This window comes from Citrobacter sp. wls714 (genome assembly GCF_005281025.1).
GTDB classification, from domain to species: domain Bacteria; phylum Pseudomonadota; class Gammaproteobacteria; order Enterobacterales; family Enterobacteriaceae; genus Citrobacter; species Citrobacter werkmanii.
In genome coordinates this window covers 112,318-127,228 of sequence record NZ_SZWZ01000002.1, presented here as the reverse complement: position 1 = coordinate 127,228, position 14,911 = coordinate 112,318, and the positions used below count along the sequence as shown (strand labels likewise).

General features: G+C 49.4%; 24 protein-coding genes and 1 pseudogene. 21 read left to right on the top strand and 4 right to left on the bottom strand.

The window, feature by feature from the left end; genetic code table 11:
* The 4 genes from FDX11_RS00740 to FDX11_RS25695 all read right to left on the bottom strand — a co-directional run bounded on the left by FDX11_RS00740 (position 1) and on the right by FDX11_RS25695 (position 3,423).
* Complete coding sequence (locus FDX11_RS00740) at positions 1-1,872, bottom strand: toprim domain-containing protein (protein ID WP_137397279.1); 1,872 nt, start codon at positions 1,870-1,872, stop codon at positions 1-3.
* A 106-nt stretch (positions 1,873-1,978) separates the two neighbouring features.
* Positions 1,979-3,001 (bottom strand): hypothetical protein, encoded by a 1,023-nt coding sequence (locus FDX11_RS25220; RefSeq protein WP_016150504.1) that lies wholly within the window; start codon positions 2,999-3,001, stop codon positions 1,979-1,981.
* Positions 2,994-3,203, bottom strand: a complete 210-nt coding sequence (locus FDX11_RS00730; RefSeq protein WP_016150505.1) for a DUF4222 domain-containing protein — start codon at positions 3,201-3,203, stop codon at positions 2,994-2,996. Before FDX11_RS00730 ends, FDX11_RS25220 begins: the two co-directional genes overlap by 8 nt.
* Before the next feature lies 1 nt (position 3,204).
* Positions 3,205-3,423: a carph-isopro domain-containing protein gene (locus FDX11_RS25695; protein WP_032948000.1), complete on the bottom strand. Its 219-nt coding sequence runs from the start codon at positions 3,421-3,423 to the stop codon at positions 3,205-3,207.
* A gap of 114 nt (positions 3,424-3,537) precedes the next feature.
* Here FDX11_RS25695 and FDX11_RS00720 point away from each other — a divergent pair, with 114 nt between their 5' ends.
* From FDX11_RS00720 to cmoB, 21 genes and pseudogenes are all read left to right on the top strand, one after another.
* A complete protein-coding gene (locus tag FDX11_RS00720; RefSeq protein ID WP_016150506.1) occupies positions 3,538-4,245 on the top strand; it encodes a helix-turn-helix transcriptional regulator in 708 nt (235 codons plus the stop codon).
* Positions 4,246-4,525: 280 nt separating this feature from the next.
* Positions 4,526-4,729, top strand: coding sequence for a hypothetical protein (locus FDX11_RS00715; protein WP_016150507.1), 204 nt, complete (start codon positions 4,526-4,528; stop codon positions 4,727-4,729).
* On the top strand, positions 4,726-4,917 hold the full coding sequence (locus FDX11_RS00710) for a hypothetical protein (protein ID WP_016150508.1): 192 nt from the start codon (positions 4,726-4,728) through the stop codon (positions 4,915-4,917). Before FDX11_RS00715 ends, FDX11_RS00710 begins: the two co-directional genes overlap by 4 nt.
* On the top strand, positions 4,914-5,339 hold the full coding sequence (locus FDX11_RS00705; protein ID WP_016150509.1) for a hypothetical protein: 426 nt from the start codon (positions 4,914-4,916) through the stop codon (positions 5,337-5,339). Before FDX11_RS00710 ends, FDX11_RS00705 begins: the two co-directional genes overlap by 4 nt.
* 61 nt (positions 5,340-5,400) lie before the next feature.
* On the top strand, positions 5,401-5,694 hold the full coding sequence (locus FDX11_RS00700; RefSeq protein ID WP_137397278.1) for a hypothetical protein: 294 nt from the start codon (positions 5,401-5,403) through the stop codon (positions 5,692-5,694).
* 99 nt (positions 5,695-5,793) lie between these two features.
* A complete protein-coding gene (locus FDX11_RS00695) occupies positions 5,794-6,150 on the top strand; it encodes a hypothetical protein (RefSeq protein WP_032948002.1) in 357 nt (118 codons plus the stop codon).
* Positions 6,150-6,380, top strand: a complete 231-nt coding sequence (locus FDX11_RS00690) for a hypothetical protein (protein ID WP_080100509.1) — start codon at positions 6,150-6,152, stop codon at positions 6,378-6,380. The genes FDX11_RS00695 and FDX11_RS00690 overlap by 1 nt, the downstream gene beginning before the upstream one ends.
* Entirely contained in the window at positions 6,373-6,795 is a 423-nt protein-coding gene (locus FDX11_RS00685; RefSeq protein WP_016150514.1) for a hypothetical protein, read from the top strand. The genes FDX11_RS00690 and FDX11_RS00685 overlap by 8 nt, the downstream gene beginning before the upstream one ends.
* On the top strand, positions 6,792-7,370 hold the full coding sequence (locus tag FDX11_RS00680; protein ID WP_016150515.1) for a hypothetical protein: 579 nt from the start codon (positions 6,792-6,794) through the stop codon (positions 7,368-7,370). Before FDX11_RS00685 ends, FDX11_RS00680 begins: the two co-directional genes overlap by 4 nt.
* An 11-nt stretch (positions 7,371-7,381) precedes the next feature.
* Entirely contained in the window at positions 7,382-8,212 is an 831-nt protein-coding gene (locus FDX11_RS00675; protein ID WP_016150516.1) for a Bro-N domain-containing protein, read from the top strand.
* Entirely contained in the window at positions 8,209-8,775 is a 567-nt protein-coding gene (locus tag FDX11_RS00670; protein ID WP_016150517.1) for a hypothetical protein, read from the top strand. Before FDX11_RS00675 ends, FDX11_RS00670 begins: the two co-directional genes overlap by 4 nt.
* Entirely contained in the window at positions 8,772-8,996 is a 225-nt protein-coding gene (locus FDX11_RS00665; RefSeq protein WP_047400042.1) for a hypothetical protein, read from the top strand. The genes FDX11_RS00670 and FDX11_RS00665 overlap by 4 nt, the downstream gene beginning before the upstream one ends.
* On the top strand, positions 8,993-9,205 hold the full coding sequence (locus tag FDX11_RS25215) for a hypothetical protein (protein ID WP_071701002.1): 213 nt from the start codon (positions 8,993-8,995) through the stop codon (positions 9,203-9,205). The genes FDX11_RS00665 and FDX11_RS25215 overlap by 4 nt, the downstream gene beginning before the upstream one ends.
* Positions 9,206-9,492: 287 nt before the next feature.
* Positions 9,493-9,663, top strand: a pseudogene (locus FDX11_RS25325) (ATPase); the annotation flags it as partial.
* Positions 9,663-10,025 (top strand): hypothetical protein, encoded by a 363-nt coding sequence (locus FDX11_RS00650; protein ID WP_023063003.1) that lies wholly within the window; start codon positions 9,663-9,665, stop codon positions 10,023-10,025. The pseudogene FDX11_RS25325 and the gene FDX11_RS00650, both read left to right, overlap by 1 nt.
* Before the next feature lie 148 nt (positions 10,026-10,173).
* Positions 10,174-10,410, top strand: a complete 237-nt coding sequence (locus FDX11_RS00645; protein WP_019077032.1) for an excisionase family protein — start codon at positions 10,174-10,176, stop codon at positions 10,408-10,410.
* A 55-nt stretch (positions 10,411-10,465) separates the two neighbouring features.
* Positions 10,466-11,779: a site-specific integrase gene (locus FDX11_RS00640; RefSeq protein ID WP_047400034.1), complete on the top strand. Its 1,314-nt coding sequence runs from the start codon at positions 10,466-10,468 to the stop codon at positions 11,777-11,779.
* On the top strand, positions 11,758-12,531 hold the full coding sequence (locus tag FDX11_RS00635) for a DUF72 domain-containing protein (RefSeq protein ID WP_137397277.1): 774 nt from the start codon (positions 11,758-11,760) through the stop codon (positions 12,529-12,531). Before FDX11_RS00640 ends, FDX11_RS00635 begins: the two co-directional genes overlap by 22 nt.
* 51 nt (positions 12,532-12,582) lie before the next feature.
* The gene (locus FDX11_RS00630; RefSeq protein WP_003833847.1) at positions 12,583-12,978 is read left to right on the top strand and encodes an MAPEG family protein; all 396 of its coding nucleotides are present in this window, start codon (positions 12,583-12,585) and stop codon (positions 12,976-12,978) included.
* A gap of 40 nt (positions 12,979-13,018) precedes the next feature.
* Positions 13,019-13,762 carry a carboxy-S-adenosyl-L-methionine synthase CmoA gene (gene cmoA / locus FDX11_RS00625; protein ID WP_042307799.1) on the top strand — a complete coding sequence of 248 codons (744 nt, stop codon included), beginning with the start codon at positions 13,019-13,021 and terminating at the stop codon, positions 13,760-13,762.
* A complete protein-coding gene (gene cmoB / locus FDX11_RS00620) occupies positions 13,759-14,727 on the top strand; it encodes a tRNA 5-methoxyuridine(34)/uridine 5-oxyacetic acid(34) synthase CmoB (protein ID WP_038641441.1) in 969 nt (322 codons plus the stop codon). The genes cmoA and cmoB overlap by 4 nt, the downstream gene beginning before the upstream one ends.
* Positions 14,728-14,911 lie beyond the last annotated feature (184 nt).

Here is a 14,911-nt window from a genome sequence, read left to right as displayed (position 1 = left end):
TCAGTACCTCGTAACGTTGCCTGCTTCCCATTCAAGATCCACCTCGCTCTGAGGCTTACCGACCAGATAGTTAAATGGTTGTTTTTCTCCTTCCAGAAACTGGTGTGAACGGGTATCAAAATTTGCGCCAATATCACCAACCCACCCCTCACCTTCGCGTTGTTTGAGCAGGCGAATCATTGAAGCTGGCATCTGGAGCGCTGCCTGCTCATCCTTATCCAGGCTTTCGTATCCCATTTTTTCAGCCTTACGTTGTGCCAGTTCGCGGGGAATGTTGCGCCAGACGGACATAACGTTATCAGGCATATCGGTTAATGCGCCGGTGCCTTTGACGTCCATTTTCCCGGTCGGTGCCGCTTCGTTGGTTTTGCGGGCGTGCGTCACCAGAAGGACGTGACAGTTATGTTCGTTTTTGAAGTCACACAGGGTGTCGATAAATTCTTTCTGTCCGCCGTAGTCCTCCTCATCGAGCCCGCATTTCGCCAAGTTGTCGATAACGAACAGATCGATTCCATACCGACGCCGGGCATAGGCGAAGATTTCCAGCAGACGGCCAGCTTTCGCGGTGCCGGTGAGTTTGAACACCCACAGACGATCGGAGAACCATTCGTTCGTCATAACGATTTCTTCGCGTTTCGGTGATGCGGTACAGATAGTCTGCCGCGTCAGGCGGGCCAACATTTTCCCTGGCTTCAGTTCCAGAGAGGCGATGCACGTCCGAATCCCCTGATTCATAGCAGCAACTGCGATATGGCCAACCAGTTCGGTCTTGCCGTGACCATTCACGCCATTTACCAGCGTCAGTTCTCCGGCGCGAAATTTGAAATTGTAATTCAGCGAGGTCCATGGGCTGGTGAACAAGCCAACATCGCGATGCTCAAACGCTTCAATGGTTTCCTGAAGTAAATCACCTGCCGAGCACAGTTCATCTGGATCGAAAAATTTAGCGCGCTCCATGTGCTCCAGGATGGACTCACTGTCCATGCCGCTCATCAGGCAATCGTTGATATCCTTGTGCGGGAGTTCAACTAGGCGGCAGCGATGCTCGCCAAGTCGTCTGGCAATTTCCTTTGCAGCTTCACGGCCGACATCGTCGTTATCCAGGCAAAGCCAGATCTCCTGAAAGCGATCCAGATTGTGGTACTCATATTCAATCCACTGCTGTTTGGCACCCTTGCCACCGCCAAAGGGAACAGAAAGTGCGTCGTAACCAAGCTGCGTGAAGGTCATACAATCAATCTCGCCTTCGCACAGAACGACCAGACGCGTGGATTTGTCCAGGGCCTGCCAGCCGAAGAGGCAGGGTTCACAATCCGCCTCAGCCATGATCAGTTTTTTACCATTCGGGCGTTCGGTGCCAATGCGCTTAACCTGCAATAATTCCCCATTCCGGATGTAAGGATATGCAACCGCGGGCACCTCGCGATTTTCATCGTGATACCAGACCACCGCATCAGACACACGGAACAGATCCGCCGTCTCGCGGGTGATTCCACGCGTAGCCAAGTAATCGTAACAATTGCTCGCTTTTTTCACGCCCTTCTTCGTCGGCCTGGAGAATGTTTTTTTCTTCGCCTCGAAATGGTGATCGTCGTCTTTCAGACCGAGAAATTCTTTTGCCTCACGCATCGCATCATGCAGCTGGCAGTTGCGTACCAACACCCACAAATCAAGCAGATCACCACTGTCGCCGCTGGCGAAGTCTGCCCACGTTTTTTTGCCACCGATGTTAATTTTAAGGCTCTTTCCGGCGTCACCGTTGGTATTCCCAACACACCATTCTTTGCCTTCCAGGTGACCTTTTGGCAGCAGGTACTTTGCAACCCTTTCGGCGTTGTCCCATAATTTTTCTGAAAGTTCGGCGGGCGTCATGCTCACTCACTCCGTAAATCAAATTTAACAAAACACCATGTCACGAATCCCTCGCTCAGAACGCCGTGATTATATCCAGCCACCAGCACACGCTTGAGGAATGATTTCATGGGCGATAACTCCCGCGCTTAGCTCGTTCAAGGGCTGCGTAGTTAACAAACACTTCAGCGGATCCGTCGGTGGACTGTGTTGCCCAGGATTCCCTGTTCTGCCCGTCGGAACTGTTCGATGTAGCCTGCACATCCTCTGGCGCTGGTTTTTCGTCGTTCCAGCGTTCACCGTTCAGGTATGAGGCTGGGAGGAGTTTGTCGAATCCCATTTGCTGCGCTTTTGCCCGGATCCGGATATCTTCAGCCAGCATTACGGCGAAGCTATCAGGAGTACCTCGGTTTGTTTTTTTCCAGTCACGGTATTTGGTTTTAAAGGCGGATCGGGCCTTGACCTTGGCATCTTTCCTCAGGCCTGCACCCCAAAAAATATTTTCGAAAGCGGCATCGACTGGATCTGATTCTTCAGCACCATCAGATTCTGAATCAGGTTTTTCCTGTGCAGGCTGAGCTTTCGATTCGCCAGAATTATCAACATCGGTCCGATTCGAATCGGACAAATTAGTTTGATCTTGTTCTTCCTCCTGCTCCTGTTCCTGCTCTTGGCTTGCAAGCCCCTTAGAAGCCCCTTCGACTTCTTGCGGGATCTGAGCCTCACTATTGCGGGAAGAAGTCATATTGAATTGCTTCGAATATTTCTCGTAAAACTCTGAAAGGAAAAGATTATCTGACACTTTGTTGTACTCGTTCTGCACCCCAGCACAACGCTTGTCTCCGGGTTTCAATGCCTCGCCGATTTGGTGCGTTGCCATTTCGATAACCCACACCATTTCAGAATGCTCGTCGTACTTACAAAACCCGGCTTTAATGGCGCTATTAAGCCCCTTCTTAGCCCCTTCTATGGTTAGTCCAGTCTCATGAGACAGGAACGCAAGGGGCATGTAATAAAGACCGATCATATTGGCGTGCGGACTGGTAAGCAGGTACAAAGCCACAAGCTGGGACTCAGGCCCAGCCTGGCGCAGTTCTTTACCTGTTCTGCCAATCCAGAAGTGAGGAGACACCTTTCCGTAATCACGCATTTTGCGCCTCCGAGACCTTCGTAAAATATTGTTGAAACTTCCAGACAGGCTGCATGCATTCATGCGGGTAATTCTGCCTGGTGAAATACACCTGCTGCTTATCACGATTCCAGCCAGTGACATGCACAACAACACCGCGCGGATCGCGATAATCGATATCGAGTGACTTAATCGGATCTTGTGATGTGTTCGCGTGTGACATGTCACACCTCTGAGGAGGGATGTGGGAATAATTTAGGTTTATCCGGCCTTAACTCATACGCTGGGATTCCAGTCAAAGCTGAAACATCAGGCACATGATCCACCCCAACAACACCAACCTTCCTCCAGCGAGAAACGGATGGCTGCTTAACACCTATCGCGCGGGCTAAAGCATTAACCCCGCCAGCAGCGTCAATAGCTCTCTCAATTGCTGATTTCATTTTCTTTACCCACTCCATATGATTGCTATCGATTGATAATAGCAATTGCTATTGGAATGAGCAATAGACTTGTTTATCATGCGAGACTAGAATGCAATAGCGGAGGCTATAAAAATGCAAGAGAGTAAACTTAAGACACTGGCTGACAGACTTAATTACGCAATGAATGAGATGGGCATGAGCCAAGGGCAATTAGCCAAAGCAGCAGATATGGCTCAGCCAACCATATGGCGCATAACATCTGGCAATGCCAGAGGAACAACAAAAATCGTTGAAATAGCGAATGCTTTAGGTGTTCGCTCGGAGTGGTTGTCAAACGGGACTGGTCCAATGAGAGTTGATGCCAAACGAGCAACCTCCGAAATTACCAACAAAACAGACCCAAACATCTTCAGAGTTGACGTACTAGACCTCACGGTTAGTGCAGGCCCAGGAATAATTAACAGCGAATTCGTGGAGGTGTTGCGCTCCGTGGAATACTCAGTTGAAGATGCACGTCAAATGTTTAACGGACGAAAACAGGAACAGATACGCATCATCAACGTTCGCGGCGATAGCATGTCCGGAACAATTGAACCTGGTGATCTGCTTTTCGTCGATATCAGCGTTCAACACTTTGACGGCGACGGTATTTACGCATTCATATACGACGATACGTCGCACGTTAAGCGTTTGCAGAAGATGAAAGACAAGCTCTTGGTTATCTCTGACAACCATACCTATCGACCATGGGACCCAATCGAGAAAGAAGAGATGAACAAAATATTCATATTCGGAAAGGTGATCGGCAGCATGCCACAGACGTACAGAAAGCATGGTTAAACCAGGGAAAAGACAATGACACTCCCAGCAACAGAAAGTGAATAGAGTCCAACCCGGCCGCCGTGCCGGGTTTTTATTTACCTCACTCGCTACCTATTCAGCTCCCCATAATTTCACAACGTTGGACGCTATCCGCAATTCAACAAATGCCAATACCTGTTTTTTATTTTTGATATCAATCACATAAAAAATAATAGCAATACATATAGCAATACCTATTGCAATAAGTAATAGCAAGTTCTATCATTCACCCATCAAGTTAACGTAGAGGTGATAGGAAATGACAGAAGCGATAAAAACATTTAAGGGGCTATCCACTCGCCCACGCGATGCTTTCAAGAATATGTCCTTAATCATTGAAGCTGCTAGTTTGTTATCTGCAACTAACGATGACAAGTATCGTGAAATCAGCGACACCCTCCTTGCATTTGTTTGTAATTATGCAAATGAGGCCCACCAGAACGAATCTGAGAAACGCCAATGAAAACCTTCAAAGGGCTCACCCTAGAGCCGGAAACCGCTTTTCGTCAGATAGCCGCGATGATTGAAACTGGATTAATTATTTCGGTTATCGATATAGAAGAAAAATCGGATCTTGGTGATTGTATTTTTTACTTAGCAAAGCAATACGCTGAGGCTGCTCATGATCACGCAATGGAGAATAGAAAATGAAAACTCCCGTCGAAATAGTCGAAAGTGTCGCAGCTGATATTGTGGAAAACACCTCGTTACTTGAGGTTATTTATCGTAACTACGAGCTTCCGCCAGAAGCCGATAACGCAATTGCATGCCTTATTCGCTCAATGCAGAAAACACTGGATGGTGTTAATGAATACGTCACTATGCTACCCCCGGAAAGCATTACCCGGAACGCCAGCGCCAATAATTTATCCGCAGGTGCAAGCAAGAGATTAACATCTGGCGTGCTTAACAACTGGGCTACAGAAGCCGGAAACTGCAAAATGGCGGTTTGTAATGCGATGGACTGCATTCCGCAGGAATTATCTGCAATAGGAACTCTGACTATCGTTTTTGAAAAGCTCGACGAGCTACAAGAAGTAATCAGCAAGAAAGCTGAAAAAATAAACTCGTAATTAACAAATAAATAATTAACGCCTTAACTGGTGTGGCATCACTCACCCTGAGGAAATGCAAATGAATATTATCGTCAGAAGTGAAATCGTGAATAACAAAGTCCATCCAGCCAATCAGGATGGCGACTTTCTTTACATAAATAAAGCCCACAAAACAGCAGAGTGTGCCAATAAATATGCGCATGAGCTGCGTGCTGAATTTACCCAGTTACTTATGCCCGCAATCACACGCACTGATGTGAAGGTAGCAGGAAGATTCACCTCGTTACTTAATGAGCTTTGCTTCATGACCCAAATGACCATGAAGAACACCTCAAAAAAAGGGGGGGGCAATAATGACGTTTCTGAAAGATAAAGCAGCACACAACACAGCAAAACTTTTTGCCTCTTATGGAAATAGTTATCTGCATATTGCAAACCTTTTTCTGCGCAAGGCTTACGGGCGGTAATGACAATGAAAAACAACACCATTGAAATTTATCGCCGCCGCATTGCTATTGCGACATTAAATCGAATGAAGCGTAAGACAGGAGGTTATTGCCTATCCGTAAATATGCCCGATAACAATATTCAGGTTATCGAGATTAACGAAGAATCAATGATGAAACTTTTGCTGCGCTTCGAAAAACAGGCTCGGACTGAATTCAACACAGAAGCGGAAACATTTCTTCGCCAGACGTATATGAAAAGCGTCGATATCAATGGACACACCGAATATCTGACCGAAACAGGAAAGATGATTGTTGACGAGATTTTTGCGGAATTAATTAAACACGCGAAAGAGAAATACGTATGTGGAGGAATTAACTGATGGCCTCACAACAAACAATTATGCACGGAATGCAGATCCACCCCCAAGTCCTCAACGTGGATCTGCATGTGCTTCCGGATTTCACCGGACGCGTGGTTCTTTACATCGAAAAAGGGCGTGTGACATGCGACCGCCGGCTGCTCGACGACGAACATATTTGCGCACTGGACACTTTTATCGAAATGGCTCGCGAAATGGAGCTACGTCTTGAGGAAATATCGAATGACTGACAACCGTACCGTAAGCGCGATAGACCTCGCGTTACAGAAACATGATACGCCAGTTGGCCCTTTGTTCGTGGCAGTACGACACGGGCGCACTAAAAAATGCTTCACACGGGATACGGCGATCCGCTATCTGGCGTTCTTCATGACCACCGAAGCTTTCAGTCGTTCCAGCTTCGAGCAGCGCTACCCGGATGTGCAGGCCGTCCACCATCTCAATCCAGAACTGAATTGTTGGCAGCGAGGAGGTGTAACAGTTGAGTACATCGGAGCCCACCAGCGCTGTGTTCGACGTCTTCGTCGCATTCTGGCCATTAAGCGTGACATGACGAAATGGTGTGAGAAATGGGACTCAATGCACGACCGATACACCAAAGAGGTCGATGAGCTGCAGGCTTGCAAGCCGGAGGGGATCCGATGAGAGATAACAAAATCATCCCGGAAGCAACATCAATTGGCATAAAAATTGGCCGTCGAACTATCGGTTATCAAGTGGTGATCAGTGGGCTGGACAATGGTCGATATGACCTAAGGAACTCTAAGGGGATGCGAATGTTGGCCTGCATATGGGAAGCAGCGATGGCGGGCTGGATAACTTTGACCGCAGAGAAACAACTCACCCTTTGGCGCTGGCTGGTGGCAACAGTATTCATCAATGAAGAGAAGGATAAGAACGGCATGGTTGAGGTTCCTAACGGTGACGGCGGCGTTGATATCGCAGTTATTTATTCGGGTAAGAAAGGAAATTTGAGTATCTACCCCGGTCCACTGCGTTTTTCTCTCGCTAACCATGTGGAAAGCATCGCCATAGAGAAATATGGCGTTTGCGAGGGTTCAGCCCTAGCCCTTCGCATGTATCAGGACATGGTGATTGCGGATCCTGGGTGCGGATTCAGGATGTCACCCTTTGGGCGAAAAGGACTTGAGATGCTTCACGATGACTACATCGGAGAGATTAACGCCAACGGCATGCCAGAAATGCCAGTTATGCACTGAGGGAAATAACGATGAATAAACAACTTATGACCTTTAGCTCAGAAGAACTCAATTTTTCGATGAGCGGAATTCTTTATGAGGGAAGGCCAGCATTTGACGCTGTAGAACTGGCTAAATCCCTCGGTTATACGAACCCGGCAAAAGCCCTGAAAGACCACTGCAAGGCGTTGATTAAACTTGATTATAACGAATCGTTAGAATTGGGTTTTGGTGAAAAACCGCGCGGTACTCAGCTGGCGGGTCAGGCCGACTTGTTCCGCCTTATCCTGCGAAGCCAGCTTCCATCGGCTGAACGCGTACAGGACTGGGTTTGTGAGGATGTACTCCCTGCCATCATGACCACAGGCACATACAGCAAAGAAGTGCCAGTAGCTAAATCACACCAGCAAGAAATCAGCATGAACCATGACATTCTTTCACTGGCCCGCGTTGTGGCCGAAGCAACCGCATCAGCGACGATGAAAGCAGTAATGGAAGTGAGTGGCGCCAACCTGGTTGCTGCTTCGCCTGTATCTTCCTCTCTACCACAACGGCGCATTAGTTCGACTGAATTCGTGAATACCGATGCCGAATTCGTTCCGGTACACAAAGTGTCATGGGAAACCAGTCTGTCCGATCCTTCGTGCCGTCGTCTTGTTCAGTTCGCAAACCTGCCCTCCAGACAGTTGCCGGGAGTTCGTGGGCTGTGCGTACATCATGAATCGTTCATTCACGCATTTCAGGTGCTGCTGGAAGAATCCGTTCGCCCAAGCGGTAAACGCAAGCGCTGGCAACATCCTGAATTTGGTGGCTTCGTTCTGCGTAAGGATCCGAAAGAGATCTTCGTGGAGGTGGAAGCATGATCCTCCAGTCGAAACTTATTCGCGCAGCTCTGGTATGCGCAGCAAAAAATGATGTCCGTTACTACCTGAATGGTGTGCACATCACTCCGAAATATATCGAGTCGACTAACGGGCATGTAGCCCTGCGCATGGAGCACGGCATCCGGACGAAGAAAAACATCATCGTCCAGTTTGAAGGGCCGGTTCCGGCGAAAGCGGAAACCACTGAACTGGTATTTAACAAAGAAGCGTTTGCCATTCACCGCGACGCATTCGAACGCCGGATTTCGATCACCGGCATCAAACTTGTTGATGGTCGCTTTCCTGATATGGAACGCGTCATCCCGAAAAAAGTGGATTTCAGTATCAATCCGGTTATCCAGGCTGAATACCTCAGTTATCCGGAAAAGATGTTTGGTCGCGAGCGGAAGTTTATTCCCATCCAGTTACGCCCTTCCGGTGAGGCTGGAGCGGTTCGCATTCAGTTCGATCCAGTGATCAACACTGCATACGGTAATCCTGAGTTCGTCGTGATGCCATGCCGTGATGATGCTTTCAAAATTATTGAGGAGCATCTGGCATGAAAATCGAATATCAGGACTATGGCGCCGTAGCGAACATCGTGATCACCAGCACTGTGTTTGAGTTCCGTAAACATAACCGCGTGGTAGACGCCACGCTGCTCTGCACACCAGGAATAGTTGCAAACCGTAGTGGAATGTTCTTCATGAAGACGGTTTTGTCCGGAAAATCTCGCGATATGTTGCGAGCCTACAAGACAATTCAACGAGAGGCGACACGATGAGCAAAGACCAGCATTCAGCTTACCCATGCCCGCGCATCGATACTCCCCGTGGCATGACCTATCGCCAGCACCTCGTTGTGCAGATAGCGCCAGTAATGCTCACGAATTTTTTTAGCAATGATGCATGGCAGGATTACGACGACCTCGCCAAAACCCTGGTGATGGCTGTAGATGCCATCATCGAAGCTGAGCGGGAGACAGCGGAATGAGCAAAATCACTAACCCTGTCGTGCTTATCCATAAGCGCGAAAACAGTGACACCTACGCTGTTGCGATTACCAGTGGCAGCCAGAACTATCACGACGCCGTTCTGATGGCGACCATGGAACCAGAAATGGTCGGTGATGATGTGGATACCTGGAGCAAAACAGGCTACTACATGGCTGAGGAGATTCAGCGCTTACGCCAGCAGTTGATCGCCCCTTTAAGTATTGGGGAGTTAATTCAGCGTCTTGAATCGCAGACTGGCGACCGCTGGGAGAGAGTGGTTAGCGATGTCACTTCTGGTAAACCGTTGACCATCACCCTGCCAGATATTACGTCAAAAGCGTTCTGGAGCGGTACCGGGAAAAGCGAGGTATTCCATCCGGAAAGCTATAAGCGCTGGGTAAAAGAAGCTATAGAACGAGCCTGTGTTATCGCAGGGATCGGTGTGGAGGTGAAGTGATGCAAAAATCATTTATCAATACAGACAATCTGAACTCTGTAAATGACTGCCTCCAGCAACTGGTAATCGCTGAAGAAACACAACTGAGCATTGAAGACCAGTTGTCCAACTCAAACAGTAGTAGTGAATGGAGTGCGTGGCGCAAAAAGGCAGAGAATGCCTTACGGGTTGTAAAAGCGAAGCGTCGCATCATCACAGCCCGTCTTGCTGTTCTCCGCCAGATTGAAAAAGAAAACAACATGCAACTCCACCAGCGACACAACGATTACCTGGTTGCTGAGTTGAAAAAGATTGTTACGCCGTCGTCGTTTGAGCGTTGCGTTCGTCGGGTTGATGAAAAATTGGAGGGATCAATTGAATAAGGCATTTGAAATCTGGGTTCGTCAGCGGTACGGAAACCGCTACGACCTCTCGAGGGATCAGGAAGGATTCTACTGCCGGGAAGTGGTTAAACGAATGTTCGAAACGTGGTGCCACTGCCGTGGCCTGAACGTGGTGTGAGGCGGGTATATGAGCAATGTTATTCAGTTAGCTCCTAACGATTGGGTTTGTGAAAGTGTTCTGATCGCGGTGACCGGGCTCAAGCCCGGTACCATCCTCCGGGCCAGAAAAGAGTGCTGGATGGTTGGGAGGGAGTATATCCACGTATCACCTGACGGGAATCCAAAACCTTCCAGTGAGTGCATGTATAACAGAAAGGCTGTAGATGCCTGGGTCGCTTCAATGAAAAGCAAGCAGCCAGGATGATTTGATGCCATGAAAAAGGTAAGCTCGTATCGCTCTTGGGCGTCTGGAGGTATTAATGGATAAAATCACATATCCAACAGGCGTCGAAAACCACGGTGGCAGTCTGCGCATCTGGTTTAATTTTAAAGGTAAGCGCGTCAGGGAAAACCTCGGTGTCCCTGACACCGCTAAGAACAGGAAGATCGCCGGGGAACTGCGGGTGTCGGTATGCTTTGCCATCCGCACGGGAAGCTTTGATTATGCTGAACGGTTTCCAGATTCACCTAACCTTAAAATTTTTGGGTTGGGCAAGAAAGAAATCACAGTGAAAGAACTCGAAGAGAAGTGGCTGGATCTGAAAAAGATGGAAATCAGCGCGAACGCGCACAAACGGTACGAGTCGGTCGTGGCAGTTGTTGTACCGCTGATCGGGGCTACCCGACTAGTGACAGCGATTGAGAAAGAAGAGTTGCTGTACATCAGGAAAGAGCTTTTGATGGGTTATCAGTGCGCGGCAAAGGGCAGGATCCCTGTTAAGGGCCGGAGCGCGGTCACCGTCAATTACTACATGACGACTATCGCCGGAATGTTCCAGTTCGCCGCCGATAATGGGTACATAAAGGCAAATCCCTTTGATGGAATAAAGCCATTAAAAAGGGCCAGGGTGGAGCCAGATCCGCTCAGCCGTGATGAATTCATCCGTCTGATAGATGCGTGCCGGCATCAGCAGACGAAAAACATGTGGTCACTGGCGGTGTACACAGGTGTTCGTCACGGAGAACTGGTTTCCCTGGCATGGGAAGATATAGACCTTGAAGCGGGTACAATAACAATTCGCCGTAATTATACAAAACTGGGCGAGTTCACACTACCGAAAACGGACGCCAGTACGGATAGAGTGATACACCTCATTCAGCCAGCCATCGATGCGTTAAGGAATCAGATGGAAATGACTAGACTCGGGCAGCAGTATCACATCAACGTGCAATTGCGTGAATATGGTCGAACAACGCAGCACAGCTGTACATTTGTCTTTAACCCTAAGATAGTCCGTCGAAGTAAGGATGTGGGGGTTATCTACAAGGTTGATTCGTTTGGTGACTCGTGGGACGCAGGGTTAAAAAAGGCGGGGATCAGGCATCGAAAAGCTTACCAGTCGCGCCACACTTACGCGTGCTGGTCACTGGCCGCTGGCGCCAATCCAAGCTTTATAGCCAGTCAGATGGGGCACGCTAGTGCGCAAATGGTTTTCAATGTGTACGGCGCATGGATGGCAGACAATAACGCAGAGCAGATCGCAATGCTGAATCAGAAGCTGGGTGATTTTGCCCCATTGATGCCCCATAGACCACAAACTAGCAGTAGAGGATTATTAAAATCAGTAAGTTAACCCCTAACGCCCGTCATGTTAACTGTGTGGAGGGCAATACCACGCTGTATGCGCTGCCAAAAGCCGAGATTGTCACCCGCTGGCATGCACAAACCACCGATGCGTTTCGATTTTGTTTTAAGTTTCCGGCCACCATTTCACATCAGGCCGCGTTGCGTAACTGTGATGATTTGGTACAGGAATTTTTAACGCGCATGTCGCCGCTGGAAGCGCGCATCGGGCAATACTGGTTGCAATTACCCGCCACCTTTGCCCCACGCGACCTGTCCGCTCTGTGGCCGTTTCTTGATGCGCTCCCCAAATCTTTTACCTACGGTGTCGAAGTTCGCCATCCGGATTTCTTTGCCAAAGGCGAAGCCGAGCAGCAACTGAATCGCGGCCTGCATGAGCGAGGTGTAAACCGGGTGATTTTAGACAGTCGCCCGGTGCATGCCGCCATCCCGCATACTGAAGCGGTACGAGAAGCTCAGCGTAAGAAACCAAAGGTTCCGGTTCATGCAGTGGTAACAGCCAATCATCCGATGGTGCGTTTTATCGGTAGCGATGATATGGCACAAAACCGACAGTTATTTGCAGTTTGGTTAACCAAACTGGCGCTGTGGCAACAGTCCACGACGCCGTATTTATTTTTGCATACGCCGGATATCGCGCAGGCCCCGGAGCTTGTAGACACGTTATGGGCGGATTTACGTAACGCCCTGCCAGAGATCGGATCAGCACCGTCTATTCCACAGCAATCTTCTCTTTTCTGAAATTGCCACCTATCATAGAGAGTGCCATCTGCCATTTTAAAGGGAGTTTGTATGGTAAGCGCGCTTTATGCCGTATTGGGTGCGTTATTGTTAATAAAGTTCTCATTTGACGTCGTTCGCCTGCGTATGCAGTACCGCGTTGCTTATGGTGACGGTGGTTTTAGCGAACTGCAAAGCGCTATCCGTATTCATGGTAATGCGGTGGAGTATATTCCTGTCGCGTTAGTGCTGTTGTTATTTATGGAAATGAACGGCGCAGAAACGTGGATGGTGCATATTTGCGGACTGATGTTGATTGCCGGACGACTGATGCATTATTACGGATTCCACCACCGGCTTTTCCGCTGGCGGCGTTCAGGCATGAGCGCGACCTGGTGTTCGCTGTTGCTAATGGTGCTGGCGAATCTTTGGTATATGCCCTGGGAGTTGGTTTTCTCCCTGCATTAGCGCACAATACGCCACTTTATTTTTCCCGGATTTTTACGTTATGTCTCACCGCGACACGCTTTTTTCTGCGCCTATCGCCAGTCTGGGTGACTGGACCTTTGATGAACGGGTAGCTGAAGTCTTCCCGGATATGATCCAGCGTTCCGTTCCCGGCTACTCCAATATCATTTCGATGATTGGCATGCTGGCCGAACGTTTCGTCCAACCCAACACGCAGGTCTACGATCTCGGCTGCTCTCTGGGCGCGGCGACGCTCTCAGTGCGTCGCAATATTCATCACGAGAATTGCAAAATTATTGCCATTGATAATTCCCCGGCGATGGTGGAGCGCTGCCGTCGCCATATTGACGCTTATAAGGCCCCTACTCCGGTTGAAGTCATCGAAGGCGATATTCGCGACATTACTCTCGAAAACGCCTCGATGGTGGTGCTGAATTTTACCCTGCAGTTCCTTGAGCCAGCTGAGCGCCAGGCATTGTTGGATAAGATTTATCAGGGACTGAATCCCGGTGGCGCGCTGGTGCTGTCGGAAAAATTCAGTTTCGAAGACGCTCAAGTTGGCGAGCTGCTGTTCAACATGCACCACGACTTCAAACGCGCAAACGGCTATAGCGAACTGGAAATCAGCCAGAAGCGCAGCATGCTGGAGAACGTGATGTTGACCGACTCCGTAGAAACACACAAAGCGCGCCTGCATCAGGCTGGTTTTGAGCACAGCGAATTGTGGTTCCAGTGCTTCAACTTTGGTTCCCTGGTGGCGCTGAAAGCTGAGGTCAGCGCATGATCGACTTTGGTAACTTTTATCAACTGATTGCCAAAAATCACCTTTCCCATTGGCTGGAAACGCTTCCGGCGCAAATCGCTGCCTGGCAGCGCGATCAGCATGGCTTATTTAAGCAGTGGTCGAATGCGGTGGAGTTTTTGCCAGAGTTAACGCCGTATCGTCTGGACTTACTGCATAGCGTCACCGCAGAAAGCGAGCAACCGCTCAGCGACGGTCAACTCAAACGCATCGACACTCTGATGCGGAACCTGATGCCATGGCGGAAAGGGCCATACTCGCTGTACGGCGTCAATATCGATACCGAATGGCGCTCAGACTGGAAATGGGATCGCGTCCTGCCGCATTTATCGGATCTTACCGGGCGTACCATTCTCGATGTCGGCTGCGGCAGCGGATATCACATGTGGCGTATGATTGGCGCGGGGGCGCACCTGGCGGTGGGCATCGATCCTACGCAATTGTTCCTGTGCCAGTTTGAAGCGGTGCGTAAACTGCTGGGCAACGATCAGCGTGCGCATCTGCTGCCGCTGGGTATTGAACAGCTTCCGGCGCTCAACGCCTTTGATACCGTGTTTTCCATGGGCGTGCTGTATCATCGACGTTCCCCGCTGGAACACCTGTGGCAGTTGAAAGATCAGTTGGTTAAAGAGGGTGAACTGGTACTGGAAACGCTGGTAGTCGAGGGTGATGAAAATACCGTACTGGTGCCGGGTGACCGCTACGCGCAGATGCGTAACGTCTATTTTATCCCGTCTGCGTTGGCGCTAAAAAACTGGCTGGAAAAATGCGGATTTGTTGATGTACGCATCGCCGATGTCTGCGTCACCACTACCGAAGAGCAGCGTCGCACCGAGTGGATGATAACCGAATCGCTGGCCGATTTCCTCGACCCGAACGACCACAGTAAAACGGTAGAAGGCTACCCCGCCCCATTACGTGCGGTATTGATTGCGCGTAAGCCGTAATGGATTGCCGAATGACCGTTACGTATAGCACCGTTTCTCCAAAATAGTTCAAGTTGCAGCAAGGCGGCAACGCAGCAAATCCCCGGGAGCGTAGATAACTACGTGACCGGGGTGCGCGAGGCGGCTAACGCTGCTGCGGCTTGAAATATGAAGGAGAAAAAAAGGCCCCTGTTGAAATTGCAGG

What these genes read in the sequence shown, in the direction of transcription:
- FDX11_RS00740 (WP_137397279.1), bottom strand. Translation starts at nt 1,872, where the DNA reads ATGACGCCCGCCGAACTTTCAGAAAAATTATGGGACAACGCCGAAAGG.
- FDX11_RS25220 (WP_016150504.1), bottom strand. Translation starts at nt 3,001, where the DNA reads ATGCGTGATTACGGAAAGGTGTCTCCTCACTTCTGGATTGGCAGAACA.
- FDX11_RS00730 (WP_016150505.1), bottom strand. Translation starts at nt 3,203, where the DNA reads ATGTCACACGCGAACACATCACAAGATCCGATTAAGTCACTCGATATC.
- FDX11_RS25695 (WP_032948000.1), bottom strand. Translation starts at nt 3,423, where the DNA reads ATGAAATCAGCAATTGAGAGAGCTATTGACGCTGCTGGCGGGGTTAAT.
- FDX11_RS00720 (WP_016150506.1), top strand. Translation starts at nt 3,538, where the DNA reads ATGCAAGAGAGTAAACTTAAGACACTGGCTGACAGACTTAATTACGCA.
- FDX11_RS00715 (WP_016150507.1), top strand. Translation starts at nt 4,526, where the DNA reads ATGACAGAAGCGATAAAAACATTTAAGGGGCTATCCACTCGCCCACGC.
- FDX11_RS00710 (WP_016150508.1), top strand. Translation starts at nt 4,726, where the DNA reads ATGAAAACCTTCAAAGGGCTCACCCTAGAGCCGGAAACCGCTTTTCGT.
- FDX11_RS00705 (WP_016150509.1), top strand. Translation starts at nt 4,914, where the DNA reads ATGAAAACTCCCGTCGAAATAGTCGAAAGTGTCGCAGCTGATATTGTG.
- FDX11_RS00700 (WP_137397278.1), top strand. Translation starts at nt 5,401, where the DNA reads ATGAATATTATCGTCAGAAGTGAAATCGTGAATAACAAAGTCCATCCA.
- FDX11_RS00695 (WP_032948002.1), top strand. Translation starts at nt 5,794, where the DNA reads ATGAAAAACAACACCATTGAAATTTATCGCCGCCGCATTGCTATTGCG.
- FDX11_RS00690 (WP_080100509.1), top strand. Translation starts at nt 6,150, where the DNA reads ATGGCCTCACAACAAACAATTATGCACGGAATGCAGATCCACCCCCAA.
- FDX11_RS00685 (WP_016150514.1), top strand. Translation starts at nt 6,373, where the DNA reads ATGACTGACAACCGTACCGTAAGCGCGATAGACCTCGCGTTACAGAAA.
- FDX11_RS00680 (WP_016150515.1), top strand. Translation starts at nt 6,792, where the DNA reads ATGAGAGATAACAAAATCATCCCGGAAGCAACATCAATTGGCATAAAA.
- FDX11_RS00675 (WP_016150516.1), top strand. Translation starts at nt 7,382, where the DNA reads ATGAATAAACAACTTATGACCTTTAGCTCAGAAGAACTCAATTTTTCG.
- FDX11_RS00670 (WP_016150517.1), top strand. Translation starts at nt 8,209, where the DNA reads ATGATCCTCCAGTCGAAACTTATTCGCGCAGCTCTGGTATGCGCAGCA.
- FDX11_RS00665 (WP_047400042.1), top strand. Translation starts at nt 8,772, where the DNA reads ATGAAAATCGAATATCAGGACTATGGCGCCGTAGCGAACATCGTGATC.
- FDX11_RS25215 (WP_071701002.1), top strand. Translation starts at nt 8,993, where the DNA reads ATGAGCAAAGACCAGCATTCAGCTTACCCATGCCCGCGCATCGATACT.
- FDX11_RS00650 (WP_023063003.1), top strand. Translation starts at nt 9,663, where the DNA reads ATGCAAAAATCATTTATCAATACAGACAATCTGAACTCTGTAAATGAC.
- FDX11_RS00645 (WP_019077032.1), top strand. Translation starts at nt 10,174, where the DNA reads ATGAGCAATGTTATTCAGTTAGCTCCTAACGATTGGGTTTGTGAAAGT.
- FDX11_RS00640 (WP_047400034.1), top strand. Translation starts at nt 10,466, where the DNA reads ATGGATAAAATCACATATCCAACAGGCGTCGAAAACCACGGTGGCAGT.
- FDX11_RS00630 (WP_003833847.1), top strand. Translation starts at nt 12,583, where the DNA reads ATGGTAAGCGCGCTTTATGCCGTATTGGGTGCGTTATTGTTAATAAAG.
- cmoA (WP_042307799.1), top strand. Translation starts at nt 13,019, where the DNA reads ATGTCTCACCGCGACACGCTTTTTTCTGCGCCTATCGCCAGTCTGGGT.
- cmoB (WP_038641441.1), top strand. Translation starts at nt 13,759, where the DNA reads ATGATCGACTTTGGTAACTTTTATCAACTGATTGCCAAAAATCACCTT.